Annotated in this window: 16 protein-coding genes; 10 read left to right on the forward strand and 6 right to left on the reverse strand. The window is 67.3% G+C overall.

All coding sequences use genetic code 11. The features are described 5' to 3' along the window. Positions 1-3: 3 nt before the first annotated feature. Together ACJH6H_RS16960 and ACJH6H_RS16965 are read right to left on the reverse strand one after the other, a co-directional pair. A complete protein-coding gene (locus tag ACJH6H_RS16960; RefSeq protein WP_318984731.1) occupies positions 4-891 on the reverse strand; it encodes a class I SAM-dependent methyltransferase in 888 nt (295 codons plus the stop codon). A gap of 46 nt (positions 892-937) precedes the next feature. Beyond that, on the reverse strand, positions 938-1816 hold the full coding sequence (locus tag ACJH6H_RS16965) for an oxygenase MpaB family protein (RefSeq protein ID WP_406775404.1): 879 nt from the start codon (positions 1814-1816) through the stop codon (positions 938-940). Between the two features lie 77 nt (positions 1817-1893). Here ACJH6H_RS16965 and ACJH6H_RS16970 point away from each other — a divergent pair, with 77 nt between their 5' ends. From ACJH6H_RS16970 to ACJH6H_RS16980, 3 genes are read left to right on the forward strand one after another with little or no spacing between them, the layout of a single operon-like run. After that, positions 1894-2511: a TetR/AcrR family transcriptional regulator gene (locus ACJH6H_RS16970; protein ID WP_226520446.1), complete on the forward strand. Its 618-nt coding sequence runs from the start codon at positions 1894-1896 to the stop codon at positions 2509-2511. Continuing rightward, the gene (locus tag ACJH6H_RS16975) at positions 2508-3317 is read left to right on the forward strand and encodes a helix-turn-helix domain-containing protein (protein WP_406775405.1); all 810 of its coding nucleotides are present in this window, start codon (positions 2508-2510) and stop codon (positions 3315-3317) included. Before ACJH6H_RS16970 ends, ACJH6H_RS16975 begins: the two co-directional genes overlap by 4 nt. Positions 3318-3375: 58 nt before the next feature. Then, positions 3376-4197, forward strand: a complete 822-nt coding sequence (locus ACJH6H_RS16980; RefSeq protein ID WP_406775406.1) for an SAM-dependent methyltransferase — start codon at positions 3376-3378, stop codon at positions 4195-4197. 19 nt (positions 4198-4216) lie between these two features. On the opposite strand, the gene ACJH6H_RS16985 is transcribed toward ACJH6H_RS16980, so the two are convergent. From ACJH6H_RS16985 to ACJH6H_RS16995, 3 genes are read right to left on the reverse strand one after another with little or no spacing between them, the layout of a single operon-like run. Further along, positions 4217-5044, reverse strand: a complete 828-nt coding sequence (locus tag ACJH6H_RS16985) for a hydrolase (protein WP_212808026.1) — start codon at positions 5042-5044, stop codon at positions 4217-4219. 33 nt (positions 5045-5077) lie between these two features. Beyond that, positions 5078-5698, reverse strand: coding sequence for a hypothetical protein (locus tag ACJH6H_RS16990; RefSeq protein ID WP_212808025.1), 621 nt, complete (start codon positions 5696-5698; stop codon positions 5078-5080). Between the two features lie 5 nt (positions 5699-5703). Further along, positions 5704-6282, reverse strand: coding sequence for a VOC family protein (locus tag ACJH6H_RS16995; protein ID WP_133425883.1), 579 nt, complete (start codon positions 6280-6282; stop codon positions 5704-5706). Positions 6283-6377: 95 nt separating this feature from the next. Between ACJH6H_RS16995 and ACJH6H_RS17000 the strand changes: the two genes are divergently transcribed. The 5 genes from ACJH6H_RS17000 to ACJH6H_RS17020 all read left to right on the forward strand — a co-directional run bounded on the left by ACJH6H_RS17000 (position 6378) and on the right by ACJH6H_RS17020 (position 11823). Continuing rightward, the gene (locus tag ACJH6H_RS17000; protein WP_212814446.1) at positions 6378-7007 is read left to right on the forward strand and encodes a TetR/AcrR family transcriptional regulator; all 630 of its coding nucleotides are present in this window, start codon (positions 6378-6380) and stop codon (positions 7005-7007) included. Then, positions 7004-8143 carry an alpha/beta hydrolase gene (locus ACJH6H_RS17005; RefSeq protein WP_212808024.1) on the forward strand — a complete coding sequence of 380 codons (1140 nt, stop codon included), beginning with the start codon at positions 7004-7006 and terminating at the stop codon, positions 8141-8143. The genes ACJH6H_RS17000 and ACJH6H_RS17005 overlap by 4 nt, the downstream gene beginning before the upstream one ends. Continuing rightward, complete coding sequence (locus ACJH6H_RS17010; protein ID WP_406775407.1) at positions 8119-9102, forward strand: 2-hydroxyacid dehydrogenase; 984 nt, start codon at positions 8119-8121, stop codon at positions 9100-9102. Before ACJH6H_RS17005 ends, ACJH6H_RS17010 begins: the two co-directional genes overlap by 25 nt. A gap of 90 nt (positions 9103-9192) precedes the next feature. Further along, positions 9193-11403, forward strand: coding sequence for an acyl-CoA dehydrogenase (locus ACJH6H_RS17015; protein ID WP_406775408.1), 2211 nt, complete (start codon positions 9193-9195; stop codon positions 11401-11403). A 126-nt stretch (positions 11404-11529) separates the two neighbouring features. Then, a complete protein-coding gene (locus ACJH6H_RS17020; RefSeq protein ID WP_318984737.1) occupies positions 11530-11823 on the forward strand; it encodes a hypothetical protein in 294 nt (97 codons plus the stop codon). A 4-nt stretch (positions 11824-11827) separates the two neighbouring features. Here the strand turns inward: ACJH6H_RS17020 and fadD2 are convergent, their stop codons facing one another. Further along, positions 11828-13528, reverse strand: coding sequence for a long-chain-fatty-acid--CoA ligase FadD2 (gene fadD2, locus ACJH6H_RS17025; RefSeq protein ID WP_318984738.1), 1701 nt, complete (start codon positions 13526-13528; stop codon positions 11828-11830). A gap of 77 nt (positions 13529-13605) precedes the next feature. On the opposite strand from fadD2, the gene ligD reads away from it, so the two are divergent. Together ligD and ACJH6H_RS17035 are read left to right on the forward strand one after the other, a co-directional pair. Continuing rightward, positions 13606-14844 (forward strand): non-homologous end-joining DNA ligase, encoded by a 1239-nt coding sequence (gene ligD, locus ACJH6H_RS17030; protein ID WP_212808019.1) that lies wholly within the window; start codon positions 13606-13608, stop codon positions 14842-14844. A 165-nt stretch (positions 14845-15009) separates the two neighbouring features. Further along, positions 15010-15480 carry an STAS domain-containing protein gene (locus ACJH6H_RS17035; protein WP_073694664.1) on the forward strand — a complete coding sequence of 157 codons (471 nt, stop codon included), beginning with the start codon at positions 15010-15012 and terminating at the stop codon, positions 15478-15480. Positions 15481-15636: the final 156 nt, after the last annotated feature.

Genomic DNA, 15636 nt, shown 5'->3' on the forward strand with positions numbered 1-15636 from the left:
CGCTCACTCCTTAACGGCAGTGACCAGGGTGTTCGAGGCGATCATGGTCGCCGCTTCGGGGTTCGTCGGCACCGGACGGCCCACCGAGCGGAAGTAATCAGCGAGCCCGGTTGCCTCGGCGCGCCAGCCCCGCGCGCCGAACCAGTCCGCCGCGGGCGCGATCTGCTCGTTGTAGATCAGCTTGAAGAAGCCCTCCGCCATCTCGTCCCCGGCAGCCCGCTTGGCCGCGAACACCTCGGCAGGCATCGGCTTGCCCTCTTCGATCGCCACCCAGCTGCCGGGTGCCGCCAGCTCATCAATTCCGGCGAACAGATCGCCCTGTGCCGTCGCGGGCAGATAGATCAGCAGCCCCTCGGCAATCCACGCCGAAGGGCGCGACGGGTCGAAGCCGGCATCGGTGAGTGCTGTCCGCCAGTCGTCGCGCAGGTCGACGGCGATCTCGCGGCGTTCCGCCTTCGGATCGGCCCCATTGCCCGCCAACACTTCCCGCTTGAACTCGAGGACCTGCGGCTGATCGAGCTCGTAGATGACGGTGCCGTCCGGCCAGTCCAGGCGGTAGGCGCGGGAGTCGAGCCCCGCGGCCAGCAGCACGACCTGGCGGACGCCGGCCGCCGCGGCGCGCTGGAAGTACGTGTCGAAGTACTTGGTCCGCGAGCCCTGAAAGTTGATGAACGGTTCGCCGAACTCCGGCGTCGCCAACGGATGTTCCGGTGCCTCGCCGTCCAGCACGTCGGCCCAGACGCCGCCGACCGCGCGGGTGAACACCTCGGCATAGTGGTCCACCACAAGCGGATTGGGCTTGGCCGCTTCCAATGCTCGCGCCGCGGCCACCATCACCGCAGTCGATCCAACACTCGAGTTGATGTCCCAGCTGTCATTGTCGGTCCGCACCCGCGCGAGGGTACGCCGACAACATGGACGTCTACCGAGACGAGACTCAGACCAGCGGGCGGCCCGTGCGGAGGCGCCAGTCCAGATCGCGCAGCATCCAGTTGAACGGGAACCGCCGCAGCGGCCCGGGCAGGACCCGGTTGACCGCCTTCACGAGTTTCATCACCGAGTTGAAACGCTTCTGCCGCTTGGCATCCCACGGCAGCCGCATCTCGTCGCGGAAACGTTGCGGCAGGAAGCCCGTGGTGAGCAGCAGGGAGAACGACTCGAACCAGCGCTGCAGCGGACCGGGGAGTTGCAGCCCCTTCATCCGTACCGCGGCGATCGGGTACAGGTACTCGCGCACCGTGTCGTCGATGTGCACCTGGTCCAGCGATTCCTGCCAGTACTTGTCGAAGGCGGCCCGGTCGGCCGGCCACATCTCCGGCGTCACCTGCAGTGTGGTTCCCATCGTCATGCCCTGGCGGTAGAACTCCTCGGCGGTCTCGTCGTCCAACTCACCGACCACCATGCGATAGACGTCGAGCGCGCCCTTGAACAGACACGCCGCCACCCACAGCTGCAGGTTCTTGTCCATCGCGCTGTACTTCACCGGGCTGTCCGGGGTCGAGTACACCTGCCGGTGCGCCGTGTTGACCGCGCTGCGGTACGCCGCCTTCTGTTCGTCGGATCCCAGGATCGCGACCGCGAGGTACGTGAACGTCGTGCGGGCGCGCTTGATCGGATGCAGGTCGGTCCGGCCGCTCTCCACGCGGCTCTCGACGACGCCATAGCCGACGCCCGGCCGCGCCAGCTGCATGATCACGTTGGCCGGGCCCGCCAGCAGCGCCGCACCGACCAATCCGTCGGCGTACTGGACATTCCGGCGGACCCGACGGCCCGGCGCGCAAGCGTTGACCGGCATCTCGACCAGATCGACCGTCATTGGTCACTCCTCGCAAAAGTGAGAACGATTGATTCCTGATATTGCCCGCGGCACGGTGCAGGTGTCAAGATGGCGGGGTGCCTCAGGTACGGCCGTACCGCGGGATCGACGCGGCAGAACGCCTGGCCCAACGACGGGCCCGGCTGATCGACGCCGGACTGGAGATTTTGGGCGCCGCGCCACCGGCACCGGAGCTAACTGTCCGGACCATCTGCGCCGGAGCGGGCGTGGCGATGCGGTACTTCTACGAAAGCTTCTCCGACAAAGACGTTTTCGTCGAGGCGGTGTTCGACCATGTGATCGCCGAGCTCGCCACCACGACGCAGGCGGCGGTCGCCGCGGCGCCGCCCGACGAGCAGAGCCGCGCCGGTATGGCCAACATCGTGCACGCCATCGCCGACGATCCCCGGGTCGGCCGCCTGCTGTTCAGCGCCCAGCTGTCCAACGAGGTGGTGGCCCGCAAGCGCAACGAGTCGACGGTCTTCTTCGCCATGCTGCTCGGCCAGCACGCCGGCGACGCCCTTCAGCTGCCCGCCGGAGACCGGCGCCGGGCCAGCACTCATTTCGCGGTCGGGGGCGTCGCCCAGACGCTGAGCGCCTGGCTGTCGGGCGAAATCACCTTCACTCCAGACGAATTGATCGACCATCTGGCGCTGCTGCTGGACACGCTCGGCAAGCGGGCCGTCCGCCGGTGAACGGCCCCCAGCTGCACCGGCCTCGGCCGCCGCTGAGCCAGCACATCGACTTCTTCGGGTACTGGGCGCACGGCGGCGTCACCGCTGATCGGAGCCGGGCACTGCCGCGCGGCGCGGCGACCGTGGTGATCGATGTCGGCGGCCGAGATCGCGTCGACTTCTTCTCCGCCGACGGCGCCACGCGAATGCCGGTCGAGCCGTCATTCCTCACCGGCCCGGGCACGCTGTCGTACGTCACCCGGATCGATCCCGGCGAAGCGGTACTGACCATTCATTTCCGGCCCGGCGGCGCGCTGCCGTTCTTCGGAATCCCGTTGGCGGACTTGGAGAATTCCTGCGTCAACCTGACCGACCTCTGGGGCGCCGCCGCCACCCGGCTGCGTGAGCAACTGATCGAGACACCGGGCTGGCCGCGGCGCATCGAGATCGTGGAAGCCTTCCTCCTCGCCCGGTTGCGGCCGGTATCCCACACGCTGATGCCCGTCCTGCACACCGCCGAACACCAACCGTCGCTTCGGGTTTCCGAAGCGGCCGAACTGACCGGCCTCTCCCCCAAACGCCTGATCGCGACATTCCGCAACGAGATCGGGCTCACCCCGAAGGCCTATCTGCGCGTGCGGCGGCTCCAGGCCGCCCTGCGCCTGCTCGATGCCGGCAGCGGCGACGGCGCCGGCGTCGCGGCCACTCTCGGGTACTTCGATCAACCCCACTTCGTGCGCGAATTCCGCGGGTTCACCTCGGTCACGCCGACGCAGTACACCCAGCGGCGCAGCGCGCTGCCGAGTCACGTCGGGCTGACGGGATAGTCGCGGAGGCGGCAAAAATATCCAAGCGCAGGGCTCGGCTGACCGGCAGCATGGAGGCATGCACGAAGGAGCACAGGCCGTCGCGAACACCGGCCTTCTGGTCGCCGCCATCCGCGCCGACGAATCCCGCCGGCCCGACCGCCTTTTCACCGATCCGTTCGCCGAACGCCTGGCCGGTGAGACGGGCCGCCGACTGCTCGCCGAGGCCGTCGCCGAAGCCGGGGACCGCCCGACGCGGCAGATCGTGGTGCGCACCCGATTCTGGGACGAGGCCCTGCTGCGCGCCACGCAGTCTGTCCGCCAGGTCGTCATTCTCGCCGCGGGCATGGACGCCCGCGCGTTCCGGCTTTCCTGGCCCGGCGCCACGACCGTCTACGAACTGGACCAGCCCGATGTGATTGCCGCCAAGGCCGCGGCGCTGGCAGGCGAAGAACCGTCGTGCACCCGGGTTGCCGTCGGCGTCGATCTCACCGGCGACTGGACAGATGCCTTGCGGTCCAATGGCTTCGATGACCGGCAGCCGACGGTGTGGTTGATCGAAGGCCTACTGCAGTACCTCGACGCGGCCGCCGTCGGCACACTCTTCGAACGCGTCGACGCGCTGTCCGCGGCCGGTTCGGTGCTGCTGTACGACGTCGTCGGCAAGACGCTGCTCGACGCACAGCTGCTCGCGGCGGTACGCCAGTCGATGGCCCGCAACGGCGCGCCGTGGCTGTTCGGGACCGATCAACCGGGTGAGCTCGCGGAGCGCCACGGCTGGTCGGCCGTCGTCACCGATGTGGCTGTGCCGGGCAATGAGTGGGGACGCTGGTTCGCCCCCGCGGTACCGATGGACGTACCCGACGTGCCGCGCGGTTACTTCGTCGAGGCGACGAAGTAGCCGCGCCTGCGCCGTGACGTCAGGTCAGGTGGTCGAATTCACCGCTGACATGGCGGATATGAGCGTCGGCGGAGCGGTGCACGATGTCCTTGGCGTCGTGGTCGATCTCGTCGCCACCCAGGGTGTAGAGCCGGTCGTATTCGTAGGCATCAAGGCGGTCGACGATACGCCGAACCACTGCCGCCGACAGCGGCAAGTGCTTGGGGTACATGCGCTGGAACGACACCCAGTCTTTGGCCAGGGCGCCCGAGATGGTGTCCCCGACGAGCAGCGTGCCGTCCGGGCACACCGCCACGGCACTGCCCCGCATGTGACCACCCACGTGCACCAGCCGAAGTCCCGGCAGCGGCTCGATCTCGCTGTCCCAGTATTCGATGACCGGATCGGCGACCGGAACCCATTCCTGGTCACGGGCATTCACGTAGACCGGGGCGCCGCCGAACGCCTTGCTCCAGGACAGCTGGGCGCCGAACATATGGGGATGGCTCGACGCGATCACCGCGACCCCGCCGAGCGCATTCACCAGACCGACGATCGAATCGTCCAGGTAGCTCGGCGCATCCCACAACATGTTGCCGGCAGCAGTCTGCACCAGATATGACCGGTGCCCGATCGCGAACCGGGGTGCCCTGCGCAGGCTGTGCACTCCCCGGCCATGGTCGACGTATTCGGTCTGATGTGGCTGCGCGGCAAGACGTTCCAGAGTCGTCCAGGTGCCATGTGGTGGCAAGTGGCCGCATTCCTCGATGGGAACGACCTCGACCGTGAAAACACAACTGTTCTCGGGCGGCCGCGTGTCGGTGTCGGCGTGCTCGACTCCACATCCGTCGCAAATCCAAGTAGGCATGCACCCAGCCTGCAAGCTCAACCATGGTTGAGATCAAGGTGCAGTGTTCGAGAGCACTTCCAGCCAGGGATGATCCGGATGCACCTGCGACAGCCAACCGGACAGCCGGGATCGCCGGGACCGATCCATCATCGGGAGTGCGCGCAGAAAGTCTGCTTGATCTTTGGTGCGTTGCGCTTTCGCCTTGAACAGGAGCACGACCTCGGGGATCAGATACGGGATGCCGGTGTCGGTATGAAGAATCAGCTCGTCGTACGGCATGGTGATCGAAGCGTCGCGGCGGCACACCCACCGGTCGCCGACGTGCGGCTCCCGGAAAACGTCGAGGCGGTAGTACCCGGTCGCCGGGTCACGCAGCCAGGTCTGGTGCATGGTGTCCGCTTCTTCGGGGAACGGCCAGACACGACCGCCGCCGACGACATCCCATTCGAAGCCCGGAAACGCGCCGACGAGCCCGGCGAATTGGTCACGCGGAACTCCGATTTCGAGATCGTCGTGGGCACGTCCCAGCCCACCGACGAACAGGTCCAGCGCCCAACCCGCGGCGACATACCAGCGGGCCGAGGTGCCCGAGAGCCGTTCGGCGACTTCCGTCGGTGTCCAGGCCTGCCAGAGCCGATCGCATTCCTCGGCCGACAGCAGGCGTCCGGTCATCAGAGTCAGGCCGGAGCCACCGCCGGCCTCCGGTCGGCCGCTGTCCGCGGCTCGGTCACCGTATCGGCCTCGGTGAATTCCTTGGTCCAGCAGGCGAATTCCAGCGTGATGCCGTCCGGGTCCTGGAAGTAGAACGACCGCACGTACACACCGGGATGCACCGTGGCCGACGCCTGCATGGGGCTCTCGTCGTGGTTGAGTACCGGGCCGACCCGCACGCCCTTTTCCTTCAGCCGCTTGCGGTACTCGTCGAACTTCTCCGCGGGCACATGAAAGGCCAAGTGGTTCAACGAGCCGACGGCACTCACGAACTCGCCGAGGCCGGGCAGCGCCGCCGGCTGCGAGATGCCGGGCTCCCCGTCGGGCGCCTGCGCGAACCAGAAGAACGCCACGCAGTCGCCGTTACCGGCGTCGAAGAAGAAGTGCTGCCCCATGCCGCCCGGCAGATCCAGTGACTTGACCAACGGCATGCCGAGCACGCCCGAGTAGAAGTCGACGGTCCGCGCCATGTCCGCGCAGACGAGGGCGACATGGTTGATGCCGCCCAGCTCGAATTCAGCGTTGCGGTTGTCGGGCTTGATCATCGTGCCACTCCTGACGACAGGGTCTGGTCAATCACCTAATCTGAATCTAACATCAGGTTCAGGTTTGATCAATGACTCTTCGGAAGGACGCCACCGTGACCGTCGCGCCCCGCGAGCAGCTCCCCACCGTGCGGGGCCGCCAGACGCAGGCGGCGATCGACAGCGCCGCGCGCGCCGTCATTGCCCGCAAAGGCATTCTGGCGACCACCATTTCGGACATCGCGGCCGAGGCCGGCCGCTCCACCGCGTCGTTCTACAACTACTACGACTCCAAGGAGGCGATGGTCCATGAATGGGCACAGCGCTTCCGCGACGAAGCCCGCGAGCGGGCCCTGCCGGCCATCAGCGCCGAACTGACCAACTGGGAACGCTCCCACCAGGCCGCCGCCGCGCACTGGGAGACCTACCGGCACCGGCTTGCCGAGGTCATCGCCATTTCCCAGCTGGCAATGATCAACGAGGATTTCGCGCAGTATTGGTCCGAAATCTGCGAGCTACCGATCTCCCTGATCGTGTCGATGGTCAAACACGCTCAGCAGCAAGGCTTCTGCCCGGACGACAATCCACGGCTCGTTGCCGTGGCATTGGTATCGATGCTGAACCAGTTCTGCTATACCCAATTGTCAGGCGACGGCGCCACCACCGCAGACGACGACGCCTGCGTCACCACCCTGGCCAACATCTTCTACCGGACCATCTACCACGAGGGGAATCCGCGTACATGAACAGACCCGGAAGTTCGTCCGCCGCGGGAGTCACCCGAGAATTCATCGGAATGGACTCGCCCACCGCGCTGCGCGCCGGGTCCGGTGGCCACCCGTGCCAGGGCATCTACTACCGGGGCATGGGCCGCAAGCCCAAGGTGGCGATGATCGCCACGCACTACCAGATCGACTTCGCCGAGCACTACCTCGCCGACTACATGGCAACCCGCGGTATCGGGTTCCTCGGCTGGAACACCCGATTCCGCGGCTACGAATCCAGCTTCCTGCTCGATCACGCGCTCGTGGACATCGGGGTCGGGGTGCGCTGGCTACGCGAGGTGGCCGGCGTGGAAACCGTTGTTCTGCTTGGCAATTCAGGCGGCGGATCGCTCATGGCCGCCTATCAGGCCCAGGCGCTGTCACCGCACATCACCCCACTGGACGGGATGCGCCCGGCCGCGGGCGTCTACGACCTGCCGCCGGCCGACGGCTACATCTCCAGCGCGGCACACCCGGGCCGACCGGACGTGCTCACCAATTGGATGGACGGTTCGGTGACCGACGAAACCGACGCGCTGGCAACCGATCCCGATCTCGACCCGTTCGCCGAGCACAACGGCCCGCCCTTCTCCCCGGAATTCGTTCAGCGCTACCGCGACGCGCAGGTCGCCCGAAACCACGCGATCACCGACTGGGTGGAAGCCGAGTACGCGCGTGTCCGCGCCGCGGGCTTCCGCGACCGCCCCTTCACGGTCATGCGGACCTGGGCCGACCTGCGCATGATCGACCCCACGCTCGAACCCACCAAACGCCCGGCCAATCAGTGCTATGCGGGCACCCCCGTCCAGGCCAACCGCTCGGCCAACGGCATCGCCGCCGCCTGCACGCTGCGCAGCTGGCTGACGATGTGGAGCCTGCGTCACGCGCAGACCCGGGCCGAACCGCACCTGGCCCTCATCGACAACCCCGCGCTGGTGATCAACGCCGAGCAGGATTCCGGCGTGTATCCCTCTGACGCGCAACGCATCTTCGACGCCCTGGCGTCCACGGACAAGACGCTGCACGCCATCGACTCCGACCACTACTTCACGACCCCGGGCGCCCGCAGCGAACAGGCCGATCTCATCGCCAAATGGATCGCCAAGCGGTGGCGGTGAATCCGGCCATCCGGGTACTGGCGCACTTCACGCCCGGCCCGCGCGTTACCGAATTCCTGGCCCCGCTCGGCGATCTGGTCGATGTGCGGTTCTGCGCCGCGGACGACGACGCGACGTTCTACCGGGAACTGCCGGAGGCCGATGTGCTGTGGCATGTCCTGCGGCCGGTCAGCGCCGACGATCTGGAACGGGGCCGGCGCCTCAAGCTGGTCCACAAGATGGGCGCGGGCGTCAACACCATCGATGTCGATGCCGCGACGCGCCTCGGCATTGCCGTGGCCAACATGCCCGGCGCCAACGCGCCGTCGGTCGCCGAGGGCACCGTCATGCTGATGCTGGCCGCCCTGCGCCGGCTACCGGAACTCGACCGCGCCACGCGCGCCGGCGCCGGCTGGCCCACCGACCCGACGCTCGGCGAGACGGTGCGGGATCTCGGCAGCTGCACCGTCGGCCTGATCGGGTACGGCAACATCGCCAAACGAGTCGAGACCATCCTCACCGCCATGGGCGCGACCGTCGTGCACACCAATACCCGTGGCGCACAGGGCCACCCCGGCTGGCGGGCGCTCCCTGTCCTGCTGGCCACCAGCGATGTCGTCTCGCTGCACCTGCCGCTCACCGAACACACCGAGGGACTGCTCGATGCCGAGGCGCTGTCCCGGATGAAACCGGGTGCGGTCCTGGTCAACACGTCACGCGGCGCCGTCATCGACGAGCCCGCACTGGTGTCCGCGCTACAGAACGGACCGCTACAGGCCGCCGGCCTCGACGTCTTCGCCACTGAACCCGTCGATCCCGGCAACCCGCTGCTGGCGCTCGACAACGTCGTCGTCAGCCCGCACACCACCTGGTACACCGCCGACACCATGCGGCGCTACCTGGCCGAAGCGGTGGGTAACTGCGAGCGACTCGCCGCCGGACAGCCGCTCGCCAACGTGGTTAACGAAGTGAACCTCTAAACACCCGTCAAGTGGGTTACGCTCGGAGTCAACCGACCAGTTATTTGGTTGGGTGCGCCACAAGCCCACAGCCGGTCACAGGAGGCAACGATGCCCATCGCGATCACGTCCGAGCACAACGATCTGGCCGATTCGGTCCGGTCCCTGGTGGCGCGCGTCGCGCCGTCCGAGGTGCTGCACGAGGCCCTCGAGACACCGATCAGCAACCCACCGCCGTACTGGGCTGCCGCCGCCGACCAGGGCCTGCAGGGCCTGCACCTGTCGGAAGCCGTTGGCGGACAGGGCTTCGGCATCCTCGAGCTCGCGATCACCCTGGCCGAGTTCGGCTACGGCGCGGTCCCCGGCCCGTTCGTCCCGTCGGCCATCGCCAGCGCACTGATCGCCGCACACGACCCCAAATCGGCCCTGCTGCCCGGTCTGGCCTCCGGCGAGACCATCGCCGCGTACGCCTTGACCTCGGGACTGACCGCCACCGCCCAGGGCGACGGACTCGTCGTCAGCGGTGAAATCCGCGCCGTCCCCGCCGCCGCGCAAGCTTCCCTCCTGGTGGTGCCCGCCGACGACCGGTGGGTCGTGCTCGATACCGCGGGTCTGCAAATCGACCCGGTCCAGAGCGTCGACCCGCTGCACCCCGTCGCCCATGTGCGCGCCGACGCCGTCCCGGTCGCCGCCGACCGCGTCCTCACCGGCCTGACGCACCCGCACGCACGGGCCCTGATCACGACGCTGCTGTCGGCCGAATGCGTCGGTGTCGCCCGGTGGGCCACCGACACCGCCGCCGGGTACGCCAAGATCCGGGAGCAGTTCGGCCGGCCCATCGGACAGTTCCAGGCCATCAAGCACAAGTGCGCCAACATGATTGCCGAGACCGAGCGCGCCACGGGCGCCGTCTGGGATGCCGCCCGCGCGCTCGACGAGCACGCGGCGGGTGACGCGGAGGCGAGCGGAGCGACGGGGGAAGTGCAAGACTCCGACTACCTGTTCGCCGCCGCGGTGGCCGCCACGTTGGCACCCGTCGCCGCTCAGCACTGTGCGCAGGACTGCATCCAGGTGCACGGCGGCATCGGCTTCACGTGGGAACACGACACCAACGTGTACTACCGGCACGCCATCGCGCTGGTCGCCGGGTTCGGCCGCGCCGCCGAGTACCCGCGGCAGGTCGTGGACCTGGCCACCACCTCCGGCATGCGGTCCATCGACATCGACCTGGACCCGGACACCGAGAAGCTGCGCGCCGAGATTCGTGCGGAAGTGGCTGCGCTGAAGGCACTTCCGAGCGGACCGGAGCGCAACGCCGCGATCGCCGAGGGCGGCTGGGTGCAGCCGCACCTGCCGACGCCGTGGGGCCGGGCCGCGACGCCGATCGAGCAGATCATCATCGCCCAGGAGTTCAGCACCGGGAAGGTGCGGCGCCCGCAGATGGGCATCGCGGCATGGATCATCCCGTCGATCGTGGCGTTCGGCACCAGCAAGCAGCAGCAGGACTTTCTGCCGCCGACGTTCCGCGGCGACATGATCTGGTGCCAGCTGTTCTCCGAGCCGGGCGCCGGTAGCGACCTCGCCAGCCTGACCACCAAGGCCGTCAAGGTCGACGGCGGCTGGCGCACCACCGGCCAGAAGATCTGGACCACCGGCGCGCAGTTCTCCGCGTGGGGTGCGCTGCTGGCCCGCACCGACCCCAATGCGCCGAAACATCAAGGCATCACGTACTTCCTGCTCGACATGAAGAGCCCCGGGGTCGAGGTCAAGCCGCTGCGTGAGCTCACCGGCAACGCGATGTTCAACACCGTGTTCATCGACGACGTCTTCGTCCCCGACGACATGGTGCTCGGCGAGGTGAACCGCGGCTGGGAGGTCAGCCGCAACACCCTGACCAACGAGCGGGTGTCGATCGGCAGCAGCGAGCCGCCGTTCCTGGCCAGCCTGGACCAGTTCGTGGAGTTCCTGCGGGACGGCGAATTCGACGAACTGCAGCGCCACGAAGCAGGCAAGCTGATCGCCGAGGGGCACGCCGCCAAGCTGCTCAACATGCGCTCGACGCTGCTGACCCTCGCCGGTGGCGATCCGATGCCGGCCGCCGCGATCTCCAAGCTGCTGTCCATGAAGACCGGCCAGGGCTACGCCGAATTCGGGGTCGCGTCATTCGGCAGCGACGCCGTCGTCGGTGACCCGCAGCAGCCCTCCGGCCGGTGGGACGAATACCTGCTGGCCGGCCGCGCGACGACCATCTACGGCGGCACCTCCGAGGTGCAGCTGAACATCATCGCCGAGCGGCTGCTGGGCCTGCCCCGCGACCCGTAGCCGGCACTCGCCGACGGTCGGAAAACCCCCATTTCAGTGCAGAAATGGGGGTTTTCCCTACTGTCTGCGGGCATCCACCCAGGTGTACCGTTGACGTAGACGGAAACATTTTTGGTGGTGATGATCATGACCACACGAGTATTGGCGACACGAGCGTCGCGCGCGCTGCGACTGGTGTTCATCGGGGCCGTCGCGATCGCGTTCACGATCCTGCCGACGGCGCTGCGCAACCCGACCGTAACGCTGCATGCGACCGGGGAACCGTGCGTCGACGGCGTCGTCCCGTGGAACCCCTACGTCGTGAACTGCAACCTGCCGGCGCGCAACACCCCCAAGGTGCGCGGCGCGGCTCCCGACGCGGGCGCCATCATCGCGTGCCACGACAAGCCCGGTTGCCTGTCCTGGTACGTCAACAACTAGGCGACTAGACGTCCATGTCGCGCAGCGCGCGCTTGAGGATCTTGCCCGTGGGGTTACGCGGCAACTCGTCGAGGAAGATGACCTCGCGCGGAACCTTGTAGCGCGCCAGGTGATCTCGCACGTAGGCCTTGATGTCGTCCTCGGTGACCGTCGCCCCGTCGACCTTGACGACGAAGGCCCGCAGCCGCGCGCCGAAGTCCTTGTCGTCGACGCCGATCGCGGTCGCCTCCACCACGTCGGGGTGTCCGCTGATCAGGTCCTCGACCTCGGCGGGGAACACGTTCTCGCCGCCGGAGACGATCATCTCGTCGTCACGGCCGCTGACGTACAGGAGTCCGCGCTCGTCGAAGTAGCCGACGTCGCCCGACGACAGCATCCCGTCGATGATCTCCTTGCCACCGCCGCCGGTGTACCCCTCGAACGGGAATGTGGTGCCGACGAAGATGCGCCCGACGCTGCCCTGCGGCACTTCCTTGCCGTTGTCGTCGAAGATCTTCACGCGGACGCCCTTGACCACCGGGCCGACCGTCGCCGGGTTGATCGACAGGTCCTGCGGACGCGCGATGGTGGCGAACGAGATCTCGGTTGACCCGTAGAGGTTGTAGATCACCGGGCCCAGATCTTTGAGCGCGCGCGTCGCCAGTTCGGATCCCAGCTGCGACCCCGACACGAACACGATGCGCAGACTCGACAGATTCGGCTTCGGTGACGTCTTGTCCAGTTCGTCGAGGATGCGCGACAGCATCACCGGCACCACCACCATGGCGGTGACCCGGTGCCGCTCGATGTCGGCGAGTACGGTCGCCGGCTTGAACCGGCGCCGCAACACCAACGTGCTGCCCAGCAGCATGGCGATGGTCGAATGCAGGTAGCCCAGCGCGTGGAACATCGGCGCGGGCAGGCTGGTGACCTCACCCGATTTGAACGGCACCGACGACAGCACGCCACCCACCGGGGCCAGCGACGGCGGGGCACTTCGGTTGGCGCCCTTGGGCGTTCCCGTGGTGCCGCTGGTCAGGATGATGATGGACGCGGGCTTCGCGACCTTCGGCGGCGCGAGGCTGCTGGTCCGGGCGATGACGTCGGCCAGGGATTCATCGAGGCTGCCCGACGGTTCCGCCTTGTCGGGGTTGTGTCCCAGGGCCCGCAGCTTGCCCAGCGGCGGCTCGGACAGCGCGACGGCGTCGGCGTACTCGTCGTCGTAGATGATGAGCTGCGCGCCCTCGCGTTCGGAGACCTCCTTGATCTGCGGACCCGAGAATTCGGTGTTCATCAGGATGATTCGCGCGCCGACCCGCGCCGCGCCGTACACCGAGATCAGGAACCACCGATGGTTGCGGGCCAGGATGGCCACACCTTCGCCGGCCTGAACACCCTTGGCGCGCAACGCGTTGGCCGTCGCGTTCACGGCGTCGTCGAACTCCTGGAAGGTGATGTCGCCGTCGTCGTCGATGACGGCGGTGCGGTGCGGGGTGCGGCGCGCGTTGAGCGCCGGGACCATACCGATCTCACCCCACCGGACGATGTCGGCCAGCATCGCCGCGATGTGCTGTGGCGATTCGAGTTTGAGCGCACCCGCTTCGAACATCTTCCGGGCGTAGTGCAATTCGGCGGCGCCGCGGTCGACATATTTACCGACCGACTTCTCCAAAGTTTCCTGAACCTTGTTTGCCACCTGTGACGGGAGGTCGGTCAGCTTCGCCATGAGCCAACCATAGGTGACACCGCGGGTAACGCGGCCAGAACTCCAGCCCCAATTCTCGGGCCAATTACGATGACTTCATGGGTGACTCGCGGTCCCTCGAGGTGGGTGGGCGCGAGGTTGTCGTGAGCAACCCCGGCAAGGTGATCTTTCCCGAACCGGGCGTGACCAAGCTCGACCTGGTCAACTACTACCTCGCCGTCGCCGACGGCGCGCTGCGCGGCGTGGCCCGGCGGCCCATGATCCTGAAGCGGTTCGTGAAAGGCATTGCCCAGGAAGCGATCTTTCAGAAGCGGGCACCGGAGAAGCGGCCGGACTGGATCGACGTCGCCGAGCTGAAATACGCGTCGGGCACCTCCGCGAAGGAAGCCGTCATCGACGAGGCCGCCGGGCTGGTGTGGGCCGTCGGCCTGGGCTGCATCGACTTCAATCCCCACCCGGTCCGGGCCGACGACCTGGAACACCCCGACGAGCTGCGCGTCGATCTCGATCCGATGCCGGGTGTCGAGTGGCCGCAGATCCTCGACGTCGCAGCTGTCGTCCGCGACGTGCTCACCGACTACGGGCTGACGGCCTGGCCCAAGACGTCCGGCTCGCGGGGCTTCCACATCTACGCCCGGATCGAGCGGAACTGGCCGTACAAGCAGGTGCGGTTGGCGGCCCAGACCGTGGCCCGTGAGGTGGAGCGACGGGTGCCCGACCTGGCGACCAGTCGCTGGTGGAAAGAGGAACGCCAGGGCGTGTTCGTCGACTTCAACCAGAACGCCAAGGACCGGACGGTGGCGTCGGCCTACTCGGTGCGGTCGCGGCCCGACGCCCGCGTCTCGACACCGCTGTTCTGGGACGAGGTTCCGGGCTGCCGTCCCGAGGAGTTCACCGTGGCGACGGTGCCCGGCCGGTACGCGCAATTCGGTGACCCCTGGGCCGGGATGGACGACGCTGCCGGCGGCCTGGAGGGGTTGCTGGCGCTGGCCGAAGAACTGGGTCCGATGCCCAAAACCGAGAAATCCGGGGGTGGCGCGTCGGCCGACGGACGCCGGGCGTCGCAGATGCCGCTCATCGAGGTGGCCCGGACAAAGACGCGCGACGAGGCGATGGCCGCGCTCGACGAATGGCGGGCGAAGCATCCGGAAGCGGCATCTGCGCTGGAAGCCATAGATGTTCTGGTCGACGGCATGCGCGGCCCCAGCTCGATCTGGTACCGCATCAGGATCAATTTGCAGCACGTGCCGGAGGAATTGCGGCCGCCGCAGGAGCCTCTCATCGCCGACTATTCGCCGTGGGTCGGGTACCACGGCCATCAGATGCGCCGTCCGTGACCGTTACCCCGCTGAGATCATGTTTGCTAGCTGGAGCAATCACACTTCTTAGCGATGATTTAGGACTTACTCCCCGGTACCTTAACTTGGCCACATAACTTCGATCTCGAGCCGGAGAAACGACACAGCTGTCGGGCGTCCGGCAACATCGAAGGGAGGCATCACATGGCTGTAGTGACAGGCAAGGCCACCGGCGACGCAACAACGTCTGCCGCTTTCCGCTATGGCAATCCGGCGGTCGCCTGCGGCGACGCCGAGGTGCGCGCCCAGTGCCGTCAACTGGCGACGGTGCTCACCGTCACCGGAGTCATCGACGAAACCGATGTGGACCTGGTTGCAGCGCAGGCACGGCGCTGCGTACTCCCAGAGAAGCCGTTCATCCTGGACCTGAGCGGGGTCACCTCGTTCGCAGTGTCCTGCGTCGAACTGCTCGACAAGGTCAACGACAGCTGCATCGCAGCAGGCAACGAGTGGTCTCTCATCGCATCCCAGCCGGTTTCGACCGCACTGCTGGCCTGCGGCGCAGAGTCCGCCTTCCCGACCGCAACCTCCGTCTCGGAAGCGCTGCACCACTTCTCGGACAGCATGTACGAGCGTCGCCGGTTGCTGCCGTTCCTCACCAAGAAGTCCGCGTAAGACAGGAACTGAACATGTTGATCGATCTCCGCTGGCTGAGTGCCCTGCTCCACCACCGTCGTAAGACGCAGATGGCGACGCCGGCCTTCTGACCGCTTCGACCTCCAACACGGTGCCGACACCAATCTGGTGTCGGCACCGTGCTTTTTGTCAGTC

This window comes from Mycobacterium sp. SMC-21 (assembly GCF_045310825.1).
Taxonomy (GTDB): Bacteria; Actinomycetota; Actinomycetes; order Mycobacteriales; family Mycobacteriaceae; genus Mycobacterium.

Excerpts from the sequence above, each read along its gene's own strand:
- ACJH6H_RS16965 (WP_406775404.1), bottom strand. The coding sequence starts at position 1,816 with ATGACGGTCGATCTGGTCGAGATGCCGGTCAACGCTTGCGCGCCGGGC.
- ACJH6H_RS16980 (WP_406775406.1), top strand. The coding sequence starts at position 3,376 with ATGCACGAAGGAGCACAGGCCGTCGCGAACACCGGCCTTCTGGTCGCC.
- ACJH6H_RS16985 (WP_212808026.1), bottom strand. The coding sequence starts at position 5,044 with ATGCCTACTTGGATTTGCGACGGATGTGGAGTCGAGCACGCCGACACC.
- ACJH6H_RS16990 (WP_212808025.1), bottom strand. The coding sequence starts at position 5,698 with ATGACCGGACGCCTGCTGTCGGCCGAGGAATGCGATCGGCTCTGGCAG.
- ACJH6H_RS16995 (WP_133425883.1), bottom strand. The coding sequence starts at position 6,282 with ATGATCAAGCCCGACAACCGCAACGCTGAATTCGAGCTGGGCGGCATC.
- ACJH6H_RS17005 (WP_212808024.1), top strand. The coding sequence starts at position 7,004 with ATGAACAGACCCGGAAGTTCGTCCGCCGCGGGAGTCACCCGAGAATTC.
- ACJH6H_RS17010 (WP_406775407.1), top strand. The coding sequence starts at position 8,119 with ATGGATCGCCAAGCGGTGGCGGTGAATCCGGCCATCCGGGTACTGGCG.
- ACJH6H_RS17015 (WP_406775408.1), top strand. The coding sequence starts at position 9,193 with ATGCCCATCGCGATCACGTCCGAGCACAACGATCTGGCCGATTCGGTC.
- ACJH6H_RS17020 (WP_318984737.1), top strand. The coding sequence starts at position 11,530 with ATGACCACACGAGTATTGGCGACACGAGCGTCGCGCGCGCTGCGACTG.
- fadD2 (WP_318984738.1), bottom strand. The coding sequence starts at position 13,528 with ATGGCGAAGCTGACCGACCTCCCGTCACAGGTGGCAAACAAGGTTCAG.
- ligD (WP_212808019.1), top strand. The coding sequence starts at position 13,606 with ATGGGTGACTCGCGGTCCCTCGAGGTGGGTGGGCGCGAGGTTGTCGTG.
- ACJH6H_RS17035 (WP_073694664.1), top strand. The coding sequence starts at position 15,010 with ATGGCTGTAGTGACAGGCAAGGCCACCGGCGACGCAACAACGTCTGCC.